Source organism: Streptomyces sp. NBC_01460 (assembly GCF_036227405.1).
Lineage (GTDB): Bacteria > Actinomycetota > Actinomycetes > Streptomycetales > Streptomycetaceae > Streptomyces.
The window spans coordinates 5,857,575-5,873,338 of sequence record NZ_CP109473.1 but is presented as its reverse complement, the minus strand read 5'-3'; the positions used below and the strand labels follow the sequence as shown (position 1 = coordinate 5,873,338).

The window sequence follows — 15,764 nt, the reverse complement described above, 5'->3', positions numbered from 1 at the left end:
GGCTCGGGCGGCGGTGCCCGCCGGCCCTCCTAGTCGGTGGGCTCGACGCCGGCCCGCAGCAGGCCGTAGGTGTAGGCGTCCTCAAGCGCCTGCCAGGACGCGGCGATGACGTTCTCCGCCACACCGACCGTCGCCCAGTCCCCCGTCCCGTCGCCCGTGGTGATCAGGACGCGGGTGGTGGAGTCGGTGCCGGTGCGCCCTTCCAGGATGCGGACCTTGTAGTCGATCAGCTCCAGCTTGGCCAGCTGCGGGTAGATCCGCTCCAGGCCGACGCGCAGGGCGCGGTCCAGTGCGTTGACGGGACCGTTCCCCTCGGCGGTGGCGACGATCCGCTCACCCTTGGCCCAGAGCTTCACGGTCGCCTCGTTGGCGTGGGTGCCGTCCGGGCGGTCCTCGACGATCGCCCGCCAGGACTCGACGCGGAAGTAGCGGCGGGGCCTGCCGTCGACCTCGGCGCGCAGCAGCAGCTCGAAGGAGGCGTCGGCCGCCTCGTAGGTGTAGCCCTTGAGCTCACGCTCCTTGACCCGCTCGACGACGCGCCCGACGAGCGCGCGGTCGTCGCCCAGGTCGATGCCGAGCTCCTTGCCCTTGAGCTCGATGGAGGCCCGGCCGGCCATGTCGGAGACGAGCATCCGCATGGTGTTGCCGACGCGCTCCGGGTCGATGTGCTGGTAGAGGTCCGGGTCGACCTTGATCGCGGAGGCGTGCAGACCGGCCTTGTGCGCGAACGCGGAGACGCCCACGTACGGCTGATGGGTCGAGGGCGTGAGGTTGACGACCTCGGCGATGGCGTGGGAGATCCGCGTCATGTCGGCGAGCGCGCCCTCGGGCAGGACGGTCTTGCCGTACTTGAGTTCCAGGGCGGCGACGACGGGGAAGAGGTTGGCGTTGCCCACCCGCTCGCCGTAGCCGTTGGCGGTGCACTGCACATGGGTGGCGCCGGCGTCGACGGCGGCCAGGGTGTTGGCGACGGCGCAGCCCGTGTCGTCCTGCGCGTGGATGCCGAGTCGGGCGCCGGTGTCGGCGAGGACGGTCGAGACGACGGCCTGGACCTGGGCCGGGAGCATCCCGCCGTTGGTGTCGCAGAGGATGACGACGTCGGCGCCGGCCTCGTGGGCGGTGCGCACGACCGACTTGGCGTACTCGGCGTTGGCGCGGTAGCCGTCGAAGAAGTGCTCGCAGTCGACGAAGACCCGGCGGCCCTGCTCCCGGAGGTGGGAGACGGTGTCGCGGACCATCTCCAGGTTCTCCTCGAGGGTGGTGCGCAGGGCCAGCTCCACATGGCGGTCGTGGGACTTGGCGACCAGGGTGATCACCGGGGCGCCCGATTCCAGGAGCGCCCGCACCTGCGGGTCCTCGGCGGCCTTGCCACCGGCCCTGCGGGTGGCGCCGAACGCGACGAGCTGGGCGTGCTCGAAGTCGATCTCCTGCCGGGCGCGCGCGAAGAACTCGGTGTCACGGGGGTTGGCGCCGGGCCAGCCGCCCTCGATGAAGCCCACGCCGAAGTCGTCCAGATGCCGGGCAATGGTCAGCTTGTCCGCGACCGTCAGGTTGATGCCTTCACGCTGCGCACCGTCGCGCAGGGTGGTGTCGAAGACATGGAAGGTGTCGTCGGGGGCCGTGGCCTTGGTGGTCATGCTGATCTGACTCCTGTCGGGTGAGCGGATCCGGACGAATCGGCTCCACTTGCCCCCATCATCTCGCGTGCCTCGCCCCGGCCGTGGTGTGGGCCGGAAAACGAAAAAACCCCTCGCGGGTGCGAGAGGTCTGCGCGCGGGTCTGGGGCACGATGTCCGTTCCGTACGTGGTGGTACGGGACGGTCACTGCGGACCGGCGCGCCTGCTGCCGATAATCATGGCGAACGAGGACACGCTCGCAGTGTGGCACAGCGCCGTTCCCGCGTCTCGGGCCGTCTCAGGATGCGGGCGTGACGCCCGTCGCACGGGTGGCCGGAGCGGGGCGCGCGAGCGTCTCGTCCGCGTACGCGCGCATCTCGTCCAGCACCCGGTCCCGTCCGGTGCCGGGGATCCCGACGGTGACGTGGACGCTGAACCCGTCCATCAGGGCCCGCAGGCGGGTCGCCGCCCGGTCCGTGTCGACCGCGGCGAACTCGCCGCGCGCGATGCCGTCGGCCAGCAGCTCCGTCAGGTCGCGGTGCCAGGCGTCCTCGATGGCCGCCTGCCGGGCGCGGGCGTCGTCGTCGGCGTCCTGCGAGCGGTTCCAGACCTCCAGCCAGAGCGTCCAGTGCGGGTCGCGGTGGCCGTCGGGCACGTACAGCGCGATGTAGGCGTCGAGCCGCTCCCGGGCGGTGCCGGGCCCGGTGAGCAGGGCCCGGCGCTCGGCGCCGAGCCGTGCCTCGCTCCACTCCAGGGTCTGCAGCAGCAGTTCGTCCTTGGTGCGGAAGTAGTAGAGGAGGTGCCCGCTGCTCATCCGGACCTCGCGGCCGAGCCCCGCCATGGTGAGCCCGTCGAGCCCGCGCTCCGCGACGGTGGCCATGACGGCGGCGAGCACGTCCTCCCTGGGCGGGGCGATGTTACGACGGCGCGGGGTTCGGGTCACGGTCTCAGGTCCTGGGCTGTTGCTGCGTGATGCAGTGGATGCCTCCACCACCGGCAAAGATCGTACGGGCGTCGACGGGTGTCACCGTACGGTCGGGGAAGAGGTCACCGAGGACGGCGGCCGCCTCCGCGTCCCTCGGGTCGTCGAAGGCGCAGAGGACCACCCCGCCGTTGCAGAGGTAGTGGTTGATGTAGGAGTAGTCGGCCCATGCGCCGTCGGCGTCCCGGAGCACGGTCGGCGCCGGTATCTCCACCACCTCCAGCCGGCGGCCCCGGGCGTCGGTGGCGGCCCGCAGGAGCCGGACCGTCTCACGGGTGATCTCGTGGTCCGGGTGGGAGGGGTCGGGCTGGACGTGGGCGACGACGACCCCGGGGCGGGCGAAGGCGGCGACGATGTCGACGTGGCCGAGGGTGCCGTAGGTGCCGTAGTCCCCCGCCAGGCCCCGCGGCAGCCAGATCGCCTTCTCGGTCCCGAGGCGGGCGTGGATCTCGTCCTCGACGGCCTGCCTGCTCCAGCCGGGGTTGCGCTCCTGGCCCAGCTGGACGGTCTCGGTGAGCAGCACGGTGCCCTCGCCGTCCACGTGGATCGCGCCGCCCTCGTTGACGAGCGGCGAGCTGTGCACGGGCACTCCGGCCAGCTCGGCGACGCCCCGCGCGATGTGCCGGTCGTGCTCCCAGCGCGCCCAGCCCTGAGCGCCCCATCCGTTGAACGTCCAGTCCACCGCCGCGAGTTGACCGCTCTCGTCGTCGACCACGAAGGTCGGTCCGATGTCCCGCATCCAGGCGTCGTCCAGGGGGCGTACGGCCGTCTCGACGTCCGGGCCGAGGAGCGCGCGGGCACTGTCCTCCTGGCCGGGCCCGACGATCACGGTGACCGGCTCGAAGCGGCGTACGGCCCGGGCGACGGAGGCCCAGGCGGCACGGGCCTCGTCGAGCTCGGCGTCGGTGTCGAAGGTGGGGTTGGGGCCGGGCCAGGCCATCCAGGTGCGCTCGTGCGGGGCCCACTCGGGCGGCATACGGAAGGTCATCGCGGGTCCTAGAGGAAGTAGAGGCGGTTGAGGGAGACGGATTCGGCGGCCGGGGAGCGCAAAGGGTCGCCGTCGAGCGTGACGAGCCCGGTCTCGCCGTCGACGCCGACCTGTCCGGTACGGGAGTTGAGGCGCAGGTCGGCGGGGCCGATGCCGCGCGTCCCCCGGACGCCCACCCGGCGGCGGCGGGTGGGCATCAGGTCGGAGCCGAGCTGGGTGGCGGCCTCCGCGACGAAGGCGACGGAGAGATCGGCGGCCGTCGCCCCGTACGCACCGAACTGCGGTCCGAGGACGAGGGGTTCGCAGGTGTCCGTGGCGGCGTTGGGGTCACCGGTGACCCCGTAGGCGGGGAAGCCGGCCTTCAGGACCAGCTGGGGCTTCGCGCCGAAGAACTCGGGGCGCCAGAGGACGATGTCGGCGAGCTTCCCCGTCTCGATCGACCCGACCTCGTGGGAGAGGCCGTGGGCGAGGGCGGGGTTGATGGTGAGCTTGGCCATGTAGCGCAGCACCCGGGCGTTGTCGTCGCCGGGGCCGTCGCCCTCCATCGGGCCGAGCTCGGCCTTCATCTTCGCCGCCATGGCGAAGGTGCGGCGCACGGTCTCCCCGGCCCGGCCCATGCCCTGCGCGTCGGACGAGGTGATGCCGATCGCGCCCAGGTCGTGCAGCACGTCCTCGGCGCCCATGGTCCCGGCCCTGATCCGGTCGCGGGCCATGGCGGCGTCACCGGGGAGGTCGGTCTTGAGGTCGTGGACGGAGACGATCATCCCGTAGTGCTCGGCGACGGCGTCCCGGCCGAAGGGGAGCGTCGGGTTGGTGGAGGAGCCGATGACGTTCGGGACGCCCGCCATCTTCAGCACGTTGGGGACGTGCCCGCCGCCGCAGCCCTCGATGTGGAAGGCGTGGATCGTGCGCCCTTCGAGCACGCTCAGGGTGTCCTCCACGGACAGGCACTCGTTGAGCCCGTCGCTGTGCAGGGCGACCTGGACGTCGTACTCCTCGGCGACCCGCAGGGCGGTGTCAAGGGCGCGGGTGTGGGCGCCCATGTCCTCGTGGACCTTGAAGCCGCAGGCGCCGCCCTCGGCGAGCGCCTCGACCAGCGGGGCTTCGTGGGAGGAGGAGCCGCGGCCCAGGAAGCCGATGTTGACGGGCCAGGCGTCGAAGGCGTTGAAGGCGTGTCGCAGCGCCCACGGGGAGTTGACGCCGACGCCCCAGACCGGGCCGAACTCCTGGCCGATGATCGTGGTGACTCCGGAGGCGAGGGACGCCTCCATGATGCGCGGGGAGAGCAGGTGGACGTGGGGGTCCACCGCACCCGCCGTCGCGATCAGGCCCTCGCCCGAGACGATGGTCGTGCCCGTGCCGACGACCACGTCGACCCCGTCGAGGGTGTCCGGGTTGCCGGCCCGCCCGATCGCGGCGATCCGGCCCTCGCGGATGCCGACCGAGACCTTCCGGATCCCCAGCACGGCATCGATGACCAGGACGTTGCTGATGACGACGTCACAGGTGTCCCGGACCGCCGCGGCCTTGAGGTGCAGGCCGTCGCGGGCCGTCTTGCCGAACCCGGCGAGGAACTCGTCGCCCTGCTTCTGGGAGTCGGACTCCACGCGGACGGTCAGCCCGGAGTCGCCGAGCCTGACCCGGTCGCCCGCGCGCGGGCCGTGCACGGAGGCGTACTCGTAGGGATCCATCAGCTCTCCTCCGCACCGAGGTAGCCGCAGGCCGCCGCCCTGCGCAGCGCCTCCTCCTTCGCGCCCGGCGCGTCCAGGGGCCCGTCGACGAGCCCGGCGAAACCGATCGCGATCCGGTCGCCGCCGATGGGGACGAGCGCCGCCTCGGCGGTCTCCCCCGGGCCGAAGCGGACGGAGGACCCGGCCGGCACGCCCAGCCGCATCCCGTACGCCGCGGAGCGGTCGAAGTGGAGCCGGGGGTTGGCCTCGAAGAAGTGGAAGTGGGACGTGACGCTGACCGGGACGGTCGCGGTGTTGCGGACGGTGAGCCGCACGGCGGGCTCAGGACCCGGCGCCGCGGGCCCGGGGAGCAGCGCTCCGGGGGCCTCGTCGCCGAGCGTGCCGCCGGCGAGGGGATCGCTGACGACCGCGAGACGGGAACCGTCGTCGAACACGGCCTCCACATGGACCTCGGTGACGACGTCGGCCACGCCGGGCAGCACGTCGTCGGGCCCCAGCACGGCACGGGCGGCCTCGATCGCCTCGGCCAGCCTCCGTCCGTCCCTGGCGGCCTCGCAGACGGTGTCCGCGATCAGGGCCGTGGCCTCGGGGACGTTGAGCCGCAGGCCGCGGGCGCGCCGCGCCCGGGCAAGCTCGGCGGCGCCGAAGAGCAGCAGCCGGTCGCGTTCGGTCGGGGTCAGTCGCACGTCACGGCACCTCCTGGTCGGAGCGGCTCTCCCACTGGTTGGAGCAGCACTCTAACCATGTTTTGAGCGTCGCTCAAAACTCTGGACGCGCGGGTGCCCGGACGGGACGCGGAACGGCGAAGGCCGCGCCCCCGGTGAGGGGGCGCGGCCTTCGTGGGCGGGAGCGGTGACTAGCCGAGCTCGTGCATCCAGCCGTGGGTGTCCTCGGCGATGCCGCGCTGGATGTCCAGCAGGCGCTCGCGCAGCTTGAGGGTGACCTCGCCGGGGGTGCCGTCGCCCTGGATCCACTGGCCGTCCGCGGACTTCACGGTGCCGACGGGGGTGATCACGGCGGCCGTGCCGCAGGCGAAGACCTCGGTGAGGGTGCCGTTCTCGGTGTCGGCGCGCCACTGGTCGATGGAGATGCGGCCCTCCTCGGAGGCGTAACCGAGGTCGCGGGCGACGGTCAGCAGGGAGTCACGGGTGACGCCGGCGAGCAGCGAGCCCGTGAGGGAGGGGGTGACGATCCGCTTGCTGCCGTCCTCCTGCCCGTACACGAAGTAGAGGTTCATGCCGCCCAGCTCCTCGACCCACTTGTGCTCGACGGCGTCGAGGTAGGCGACCTGGTCGCAGCCCTGCGCGGCGGCCTCGGCCTGGGCGAGGAGGGAGGCGGCGTAGTTGCCGCCGGTCTTGGCGTCGCCCATGCCGCCGGGGACGGCGCGGACCCGGTCCTGGGAGAGCCAGATGGAGACCGGCTTCACACCGCCGGGGAAGTAGGCGCCGGCGGGAGAGGCGATGACGAGGAAGAGGTACTCGTTGGCGGGCCGGACACCCAGGCCGACCTCGGCGGCGATCATGAAGGGGCGCAGGTAGAGGGACTCCTCGCCACCGTGCGCCGGGACCCAGGCCCGGTCCTGCCGGACCAGCACGTCGCAGGCCTCGATGAAGGTCTCCGCCGGCAGCTCGGGCATCGCGAGGCGGGCCGCGGAGCGCTGGAAGCGCGCGGCGTTCGCCTCCGGGCGGAAGGTGGCGACGGTGCCGTCGGGCTGCCGGTAGGCCTTGAGGCCCTCGAAGATCTCCTGCGCGTAGTGCAGGGTCATGTTGGCCGGGTCCATCGACAGCGGCCCGTAGGGCACGAGCTGGGCGTCGTGCCAGCCGCGTCCCTCGGTCCAGCGGATCGTCACCATGTGATCGGTGAAGTAACGGCCGAAGCCGGGGCTCACCAGGATCGCCTCGCGCTCCGCGTCGGACAGCGGGGTCGAGGAGGGCTTGAGCTCGATCGTGGGCGTCGTCATGAGTGCGTGTCCTTCACCGGTCTTGTGTGTGATGGACCGCGCTCACGCCCGCTCCCGCCCGGCGGCAGCCCGGCAGGTCGTAGGACGTCCGAGCTTCACCGCGAGCCGCGGTCCCGTTCGATTATCTCCCGGGGGCGGCTCTGCACGAAATGACGTGATTGCGGTGGGGCGCGAGGGCGACGCGAAAACGCGGTCCAGGGGTCGATGGTGGCACCCGGAGACCGCGAGGTGAAGCCGCCGGGTGCGGTTGCGACCCGGCGGCTTCGAAGTGGAGGCGTCGGGTCAGCTCGCTACGCGTACCGCGAGCGCGTCGCCGATCTCGTCGGTGGTGCGTGCGTTCTGCCCGTCACGCTCCGCAAGGTCGGCGGAGACGGCCTCCTCGATGCGCACGGCCTCGGCCTCGTAGCCGAGGTGGCGCAGCAGGAGGGCGACGGAGAGGATCGTGGCGGTCGGGTCCGCCTTGCCCTGGCCCGCGATGTCGGGCGCGGTGCCGTGCACCGGCTCGAACATGGACGGGAAGGCGCCCGTCGGGTTGATGTTGCCGGACGCGGCCAGGCCGATACCGCCGGTCACGGCCGCGGCGAGGTCGGTGAGGATGTCACCGAAGAGGTTGTCGGTGACGATGACGTCGAAGCGCTCCGGCTGCGTCACGAAGAAGATCGTCGCGGCGTCGACGTGCAGGTAGTCGGTGCTGACCTCGGGGAACTCGGCCGCGACCTTGTCGAAGGTGTTCTTCCACAGGTGGCCCGCGTACACGAGGACGTTGTTCTTGTGGACCAGCGTCAGCTTCTTGCGCGGGCGGGCGGCGGCACGCGCGAAGGCGTCACGCACGACGCGCTCGACGCCGTAGGCGGTGTTGACGCTGACCTCGGTGGCGACCTCGTGCTCCGTGCCGGTGCGCAGGGAACCGCCGTTGCCCGTGTACGGGCCCTCGGTGCCCTCGCGGACGACGACGAAGTCGATCTCGGGGCGGCCGGCCAGCGGGGTCGCCGTGTTCGGGAAGAGCTTCGACGGCCGCAGGTTGATGAAGTGGTCGAAGGCGAAGCGGAGCTTCAGCAGCAGCCCGCGCTCCAGCACACCCGACGGGACCGACGGGTCCCCGATGGCGCCGAGCAGGATGGCGTCGTGGCCCTTGAGGGCTTCGAGCTCCGCGTCCGGAAGGGTCTCACCGGTGCGGTGCCATCGCTGGGCGCCGAGGTCGTACTCCTTGGTCTCCAGCTTCACATCCTGCGGGAGAACAGCGTTGAGAACCTTGAGGCCCTGGGTGACGACCTCCTGGCCGATACCGTCGCCGGGGATCACTGCGAGATCGATGCTGCGAGACATGGAGGCAGCCTAGCCTTCCGTCCCACCCCATGACATTCGACGTCCACGATACGGACATGTCGCGGGTCCGCGCGGGACCCGGCGCCATAGGGCGGGGACGCGCCCTCAGTGGCCCGTGGAACCGCCGTTGTCCCGGCGGTCGAGGGCCCGCTGCAGTGCGGCGGCGGCGTTCTTGCGCTCCGACTCGGCGGGGCGGGGGGTGTGACGGACGCGGCGGACAGAGGTCTCGGCCATGGGGGATCGACTCCTTGGGATCGCGTGGATTTCGGGATCGGGACTTCGCGCAACGGATGTCGAGATCGGGATTTCGAGGCGCCTGAGAGGGCGGGGAGCGAAGGCCGCAGGGGTTGCCTGCTTCGGGCACGCTCACGCACGCCGGTCGCTGGATCAGCGATTCGTTCGGCTCCTACAACGCTAGGACAGCTGAGGCCATCTGTCTCTACAGATACTCGGACTTCCTACTATCTGAGACGGCCGCACGGACGGACCCCGCCGGCGAGGGGCGGCAGGGCCTCAGAGATCCACGGTGAGCTGCGCCTCGATGTGCGCGCGCAGCACACCCGCCATGTCCGCCGTGCAGTCGCTGAGCAGCCACTGCACCTGGAGCCCGTCCATCAGGGCGATCAGCTGCGGCCCGGCGTCGTCGGGCTCGATGCCGGGCCGCAGGGCACCCTCCAGGCGCACCTGCTCGTAGGCGAGCCGGGCGCCCGCGACGGAGTTCGCGTAGCGGCGCACGAAGTAACCGTGGGCGGGGTGGTCGGCGGCCGTCGCCTCGGTGGAGACCACCGAGAACAGTTCGACGATCCCCCGCCGGGCGGCGTTCAGCTCGGCCAGCTCGGCGAACCGGCGCAGCCGCCGCACACCCGTGGTGCCGCCGAGGGAGAGCCACTCGTCGTCCACGTCGTCACGGTGTTCGAGCACCGCGAGCAGCAGCGCCTCCTTGGTCGGGAAGTGGTGCAGCAGTCCGGTGTGCGAGATGCCGCACCGGGTGGCGATCACCCGCAGCGACGCGCCCCGGTAGCCGGCCTCGCCGAACAGGGACATGGCCTGGTCGAGGATCTCGCGCCGCTTCGCACGGCCCTTCGCGTAGCCGCGCCTCGTCTCGGCGGTCACTCGCCACTCTCCCGGTCCGCCGGCATCGGTCCGCCCGGCACTTCGGTGCATCTGATTCCCATTCAACCCTCCGGTGGATTCCACCCCCGGGGATCCGATTCCCGGGAGATACTTACCAGGTGGTCGGTATTGACTCTATGGTGAAGGCGAACCGTGTCGCGAAAGGACCCCCCGTGTCCCCCTCCCTGCCCTACCTCGACCCCGCGCTCCCCGTGGCGGAGCGGGTCGCCGACCTCCTGGGGCGCATGACGCTGCCCGAGAAGGTCGGCCAGATGCTCCAGCTGAACGCGAAGGAAGGGGTGCGGCACTTCGTCGAGGACCTGCACGTGGGGTCGATCCTGCACACCTCCCCCGAGCGGGTCCTGGAGGCCGCCGAGCTGACCGACCGGTCCCGGCTGCGCATCCCCCTGCTCGTCGCGGAGGACTGCATCCACGGGCACTCCTTCTGGGAGGGCGCCACCATCTACCCCACCCAGCTCGGCATGGCCGCCACCTGGGACGCGGAGCTCGTGGAGCGGATCGCGCGGGCCACGGCGGTGGAGGTCGCGGCGACCGGCGTGCACTGGACGTTCTCACCGGTCCTCTGCATCACCCGGGACCTGCGCTGGGGCCGGGTCAGCGAGACGTTCGGCGAGGACCCCCATCTGATCGGGGAGCTCGCCTCGGCGATGGTGCGCGGGTACCAGGGCGACGGCCTGGCCGACCCGACCGCGGTCCTGGCCTCGGCCAAGCACTTCGCGGGCTACTCCGAGACCCAGGGCGGCCGGGACGCCAGCGAGGCGGACATCTCGCGGCGCAAGCTGCGGTCCTGGTTCCTTCCGCCGTTCGAGCGGGTCGCCAAGGAGGGCTGCCGGACGTTCATGCTCGGCTACCAGTCCATGGACGGCGTCCCCATCACGGTGAACGACTGGCTGCTCAACGACGTGCTGCGCGAGGAGTGGGGCTACACCGGGACGCTGGTGACCGACTGGGACAACGTCGGCCGCATGGTGTGGGAGCAGAAGGTGTACGCCGACTACGCCCAGGCCGCAGCGGCGGCGGTCCGCGCCGGCAACGACATGGTGATGGCGACCGAGGGGTTCTTCGAGGGCGCCCTGGAAGCGGTCGGGAACGGCACGCTGGGCGAGGCCGAGATCGACGCGGCCGTGCGCCGCGTCCTCACGCTCAAGTTCGAGCTCGGCCTGTTCGAGAACCCGCGCCGCCCCGACGCCGCCCTCCAGGCCGGGATCATCGGCAGCGCCGAGCACGCCGTACTGAACCTGGAGGCCGCCCGGCGCTCCCTGGTGCTGCTGACCAACGACGGCACACTGCCGCTGGCCGGCGGTCTCACGGCGGGGGACGACGGCCGGGCCGCCGGGTCCCCCGGCCCCCGTACGGTCGCCGTGATCGGGCCGAACGCGGACGACGCGCAGACCCAGCTGGGCGACTGGGCGGGCTCGTCGGGCCAGGTGGACTGGCTCCCGGACGGCCAGCCGCGCGCCATGATCCGTACCGTCCTCGACGGCTTCCGCGCGCACGCGCCCGCCGACTGGACGGTCTCGTACGCGCGGGGCGCCAGGATCCTCGGGGTGGGCGCGGACCCGGAGGGGCAGTTCTTCCCCGACGGCCAGCCCCGCCCGGAGGTGGTCGTCCCCGCCGAACCCGACGCCGCGCTGATCGGTGAGGCGGTCGCCGCCGCCGAGGCCGCCGACTACGTCGTCGCCGTGGTCGGCGACCGCATCGAGCTGGTCGGCGAGGGCAAGTCCACCGCCACCCTGGAGCTCGTCGGCGACCAGGTCGCGCTGCTCGACGCGCTCGCCGCGACCGGCAAACCACTCGTCGTCGTGGTCATCAGTTCCAAGCCGCTGGTGCTCCCGCCGTCCGCGCTCGGCGCGGCCGCGGTCGTGCACGCCTTCAACCCGGGGATGCAGGGCGGCCGTGCGGTCGCCGAGGTCCTGCTGGGCCTCGTCGAGCCGTCGGGCCGGCTGCCCCTCTCCTTCGCGCGGCACGCGGGCCAGCAGCCGACGTACTACAACCAGATCCGGGGCCAGCACGGCTCCCGGTACGCCGACCTGACCCAGCGTCCGGCGTTCGTCTTCGGCGAGGGCCTGAGCTACACGGACGTGGAGTACTCCGGCCTGGAGATGCTCACCGCGAGTGTCGGGGAGAACGACACGCTGCGGGCGCGCGTCACCGTCCACAACACCGGCGCGCGGCCGGCCCTGGAGACGGTGCAGGTGTACATCAGCGACACCGTGACGTCGGTGACGTGGGCGGAGAAGGAGCTCAAGACCTACCGGCAGGTGGCACTCGCGCCCGGCGAGTCCCGCGAGGTGGTGCTCGAACTGCCGGTCTCCGAGTGCACCCTCGTGGACGCGGCGGGCCGGCGGGTCGTCGAGCCCGGCGCCTTCGAGCTGCTCGTCGGCCCGTCCTCCGCCGAGGAGAGGCTCCTGCGGGCCGGTTTCACCGTGAAGGGCTGAGGTCGCCCGGGGCGTCCGGCGGCCCGTCCGCCCCGAGCTCCTGCAGCCCGACGACGCGCAGCAGCCGCAGCCGCTCGTAGGACTCGCTGCCGGGCTCCGCCGTGTGGACGACCAGGCGCTGTCCGCAGTCCGCGGTGAGCAGCACCTCGCAGCCGAGCTCCAGCAGCCCGACGACCGGGTGCAGGAACCGCTTGCGCTCCGCGCGCCGCATCGCCACCCGGTGCTCCGTCCAGAGCGTGTCGAACTCCTTCGACGCGGAACGCAGTTCGCGTACGAGCGCGAGGAGCTGCGGATCGTCGGGCCGTGCGGCGGACACGGCCCGGAGCTGGGCGACGTGGGTCAGTGACTGGGCGGCGTGGTCCTCCGGCGGGTACAGCCGGCGGGCGGTGGGGCCGGTGAACCAGGCCCGGATCACGTTGTGCCCCGGGTCGGCCTCCCCGGTGAGCGCGGTCGCCAGCGCGTTCTGCGCGAGCAGTTCGCCCCGGTCGCTGTAGACGTGCGCGGGGGCGTCGTGCAGCCGGTCGAGGATCATCAGCAGTCCGGGCCGGACGTGCTGGGCGGGGCCCGTCCCCGTCCGGGGCGGCTCCTCCCCCGCCAGGTGGAAGAGGTGGTCGCGCTCGTCCTCGGTGAGCCGCAGCGCCCTGGCGAGGGCGGCGAGCATCTGCCGCGACGGCCTGGAGCCACGGCCCTGTTCCAGGCGGGTGTAGTGGTCCACGGACGCGCCCGTCAGCCCGGCCGCCTCCTCCCGGCGGAGACCGGGCGTACGGCGCCGGGAGCCGACGACGAGTCCTACGGCGGCCGGGTCCAGGCGGGTGCGGCAGCGGCGCAGGAAGTCGGCGAGTTCGGCTCGGTCCAGGTCCATCCGTCCAGCATGGCCCGCCGGGCCCGGCCGCTCCAGGGCGTATCCGGGGACTGCCGGTCCCTGGATACGCGGGTCTCTCCCGTGATCACGGCGCCGGCCCCAGGCTGAGGCCGTTCAGGAGATCGACGAGGAGGGGACCGACGATGAGGATTCTGGTGACGGGCGCGACGGGTGAGGTGGGGCGCCGGTTCGTACCGCGGCTGCTCCGGAGGGCCGCTCCCGGTGACACGGTGCGGGTGATCGTGCGCGACGGGCGCCGGGGGGACGCCTTCGCGGCGCTGGGCGCGGAGGTCGTCACGGGCGATCTCCGCGACGCGGGCGACGTGGGCGAGGCCCTCATGGGCGTGGACGCCGTCGTGAACATCGCGGCGGCCTTCCGGGACGTCCCGGAGGACGAGATGTGGGCCGTCAACCGCGACGCGGCCGTCGCCCTGGGGCGAGCCGCCGTCCGGTCGGGCACGGGCAGGTTCGTGCACGTCGGCACGAACCTCTCGTACGGCGCCGGGCGCGGCCGTCCGCTGACCGAGGACGACCCGACGGTGCCGGGCGGTCCCAAGTGGGGGGCGTACGCACAGTCGAAGGCGGGGGCGGACGAGGGGCTGCTCGCCCTGCACCGCGCGCACGGGCTGGACGTGCGGATCGCCGTTCTGCCGTTCGTGTACGGGGAGGGTGACCCGCACCTCGCGGAGACGATGAGCTGGGTGGGCGGCTGGGCGGCGGCGCAGCGGCTGGCGGTGGTGCACCACGCCGATGTGGCCCAGGGGCTGCTGCGCCTGCTGTACGCGCGCGAGGTGGCCGGCCGCCGCTACCACATCTGCGACGACGCCCCGGTGACGGCGGTGGACCTGCACCACCTGAACGGGGTGCCGGTGCCGCCGGAACTGGCGGACCGCACCGATCCCGATCCCTGGTACGGCCAGATGTCGACGCGGCGGATCCGGGACGAGCTGGGCTTCCGGCCGCTGTATCCGTCGGTGTGGACGGCCCGGGACGCGGGGGCTCTCTGAACGGCCCCGGCGCGGAATGGAAACCGCCTCCCGGCCGGCGGGGGGAGCCGGTCGGGAGGCGGAGTGCGGGGTGGGGCGCCCGATGCGGGCGCCCCGGAGGGCGGTCAGCCCTGGTGGGGGTAGGTGTAGTCGGTCGGCGGGACCAGCGTCTCCTTGATGGCGCGGGTCAGCGTCCAGCGCTGCAGGTTCTGCGGGGCGCCCGCCTTGTCGTTGGTCCCCGAGCCACGGCCGCCGCCGAAGGGCTGCTGGCCGACGACGGCACCGGTCGACTTGTCGTTGATGTAGAAGTTGCCCGCGGCGTAGCGGAGCTTGTCCATCGTGTACGCGGCGGCCGCACGGTCGTTGGAGATGACGGCGCCGGTGAGGGCGTAGTCGGAGACCGACTCCATCTGCTCCAGCATGGTGTCGTACTTCTCGTCCTCGTAGACGTGGACGGCGAGGATCGGGCCGAAGTACTCGGTGGTGAAGACCTCGTTGGCCGGGTCGTCGCAGACGATGACCGTCGGGCGGACGAAGTAGCCGACGGAGTCGTCGTACGTGCCACCGGCGACGATCGTGCAGGTCGGGTCGGCGGCGGCGCGGTCGATCGCGGCCTTGTTCTTGGCGAACGAACGCGCGTCGATGACGGCGCCCATGAAGTGCGACAGGTCGGTGACGTCACCCATGGTGATGCCGTCGACCTCGGCCGCGAACTCCTCCTTGAACCCGGAGTTCCAGATGGAGGCCGGGACGTACGCACGGGAGGAGGCCGAGCACTTCTGGCCCTGGTACTCGAAGGAACCGCGGGTCAGCGCGGTCTTCAGCACGGCGCGGTCGGCGCTGGGGTGCGCGACGACGAAGTCCTTGCCGCCGGTCTCGCCGACGAGCCGCGGGTAGGTGCGGTAGTTGGCGATGTTGTTGCCGACCGTCTTCCACAGGTGCTGGAAGGTGGGGGTCGAGCCGGTGAAGTGGACACCGGCCAGGTCGCGGTGGTTCAGCGCGACCTCGGAGACGGCGATGCCGTCACCGGTGACCAGGTTGATGACGCCCTTGGGCAGCCCGGCCTCCTCCAGCAGCTGCATCAGCAGCACGGCGGCGTGGGTCTGCGTCGGGGACGGCTTCCACACCACGACGTTGCCCATGAGGGCGGGCGCGGTGGGCAGGTTGGCCGCGATGGCCGAGAAGTTGAACGGCGTGATCGCGTAGACGAAGCCCTCGAGCGGACGGTGGTCCATGCGGTTCCACACGCCGGGAGAGTTCGCCGGCGGCTGCTCGGCGAGGATCTGGCGCGCGTAGTGCACGTTGAAGCGCCAGAAGTCGACGAGCTCGCAGGGGCAGTCGATCTCGGCCTGCTGGGCGGTCTTGCCCTGGCCCAGCATCGTGGAGGCGGCCAGCGTCTCGCGCCAGGGGCCGGACAGCAGCTCGGCGGCGCGCAGGATGATGGCGGCGCGGTCGTCGAAGGACATGGCGCGCCAGGCCGGAGCGGCGGCGAGGGCCGCGTCGACGGCGTCCTGGGCGTCCTGCTCGGTGGCACCGGCGAAGGTGCCGATGACGGCCTTGTGGTTGTGCGGCTGCACGACGTCGACACGCTCGCCGCCGCCCATGCGCCTCTCGCCGCCGATGGTCATCGGCAGGTCGATCGGGTTCTCGGCGAGCTCCTTGAGCTTCGCCTCCAGACGGGCGCGCTCCGCGGTGCCGGGGGCGTAGGAGTGGACCGGCTCGTTGACCGGCGCGGGGACCTGGGTGACAGCGTCCATGAGTGCCTTGTCTCCTTGGTTGA

At 72.2% G+C, this 15,764-nt stretch carries 13 protein-coding genes; 2 read left to right on the top strand and 11 right to left on the bottom strand.

Annotated features, from left to right (window positions below):
- Positions 1–29 precede the first annotated feature (29 nt).
- From cimA to OG488_RS26605, 9 genes are all read right to left on the bottom strand, one after another.
- Complete coding sequence (gene cimA, locus OG488_RS26645; protein WP_329233160.1) at positions 30–1,637, bottom strand: citramalate synthase; 1,608 nt, start codon at positions 1,635–1,637, stop codon at positions 30–32.
- Between the two features lie 278 nt (positions 1,638–1,915).
- Positions 1,916–2,560: a TetR/AcrR family transcriptional regulator gene (locus OG488_RS26640; protein WP_329233159.1), complete on the bottom strand. Its 645-nt coding sequence runs from the start codon at positions 2,558–2,560 to the stop codon at positions 1,916–1,918.
- A gap of 4 nt (positions 2,561–2,564) precedes the next feature.
- On the bottom strand, positions 2,565–3,587 hold the full coding sequence (locus tag OG488_RS26635; protein ID WP_329233158.1) for an agmatine deiminase family protein: 1,023 nt from the start codon (positions 3,585–3,587) through the stop codon (positions 2,565–2,567).
- Positions 3,588–3,595: 8 nt separating this feature from the next.
- On the bottom strand, positions 3,596–5,278 hold the full coding sequence (locus OG488_RS26630; protein ID WP_329233157.1) for an urease subunit alpha: 1,683 nt from the start codon (positions 5,276–5,278) through the stop codon (positions 3,596–3,598).
- Complete coding sequence (gene ureA, locus OG488_RS26625) at positions 5,278–5,964, bottom strand: urease subunit gamma (RefSeq protein WP_329233156.1); 687 nt, start codon at positions 5,962–5,964, stop codon at positions 5,278–5,280. Before ureA ends, OG488_RS26630 begins: the two co-directional genes overlap by 1 nt.
- 170 nt (positions 5,965–6,134) lie before the next feature.
- On the bottom strand, positions 6,135–7,238 hold the full coding sequence (locus tag OG488_RS26620) for a branched-chain amino acid aminotransferase (protein ID WP_329233155.1): 1,104 nt from the start codon (positions 7,236–7,238) through the stop codon (positions 6,135–6,137).
- Between the two features lie 282 nt (positions 7,239–7,520).
- Positions 7,521–8,564: a 3-isopropylmalate dehydrogenase gene (locus tag OG488_RS26615; protein ID WP_329233153.1), complete on the bottom strand. Its 1,044-nt coding sequence runs from the start codon at positions 8,562–8,564 to the stop codon at positions 7,521–7,523.
- 105 nt (positions 8,565–8,669) lie between these two features.
- Positions 8,670–8,798 (bottom strand): hypothetical protein, encoded by a 129-nt coding sequence (locus OG488_RS26610; protein ID WP_329233152.1) that lies wholly within the window; start codon positions 8,796–8,798, stop codon positions 8,670–8,672.
- A 279-nt stretch (positions 8,799–9,077) separates the two neighbouring features.
- Positions 9,078–9,677, bottom strand: coding sequence for a TetR/AcrR family transcriptional regulator (locus tag OG488_RS26605; RefSeq protein ID WP_329233151.1), 600 nt, complete (start codon positions 9,675–9,677; stop codon positions 9,078–9,080).
- A gap of 137 nt (positions 9,678–9,814) precedes the next feature.
- On the opposite strand from OG488_RS26605, the gene OG488_RS26600 reads away from it, so the two are divergent.
- Entirely contained in the window at positions 9,815–12,136 is a 2,322-nt protein-coding gene (locus tag OG488_RS26600) for a glycoside hydrolase family 3 N-terminal domain-containing protein (protein WP_329233149.1), read from the top strand.
- Here OG488_RS26600 and OG488_RS26595 read toward each other — a convergent pair.
- Positions 12,120–12,992, bottom strand: coding sequence for a helix-turn-helix transcriptional regulator (locus OG488_RS26595; protein ID WP_329239032.1), 873 nt, complete (start codon positions 12,990–12,992; stop codon positions 12,120–12,122). The genes OG488_RS26600 and OG488_RS26595 overlap by 17 nt on opposite strands.
- Positions 12,993–13,141: 149 nt before the next feature.
- Between OG488_RS26595 and OG488_RS26590 the strand changes: the two genes are divergently transcribed.
- On the top strand, positions 13,142–14,005 hold the full coding sequence (locus OG488_RS26590) for an NAD-dependent epimerase/dehydratase family protein (RefSeq protein ID WP_329233147.1): 864 nt from the start codon (positions 13,142–13,144) through the stop codon (positions 14,003–14,005).
- 104 nt (positions 14,006–14,109) lie between these two features.
- Here the strand turns inward: OG488_RS26590 and pruA are convergent, their stop codons facing one another.
- Positions 14,110–15,741, bottom strand: coding sequence for an L-glutamate gamma-semialdehyde dehydrogenase (pruA, locus tag OG488_RS26585; RefSeq protein WP_329233145.1), 1,632 nt, complete (start codon positions 15,739–15,741; stop codon positions 14,110–14,112).
- Between the last annotated feature and the right edge of the window lie 23 nt (positions 15,742–15,764).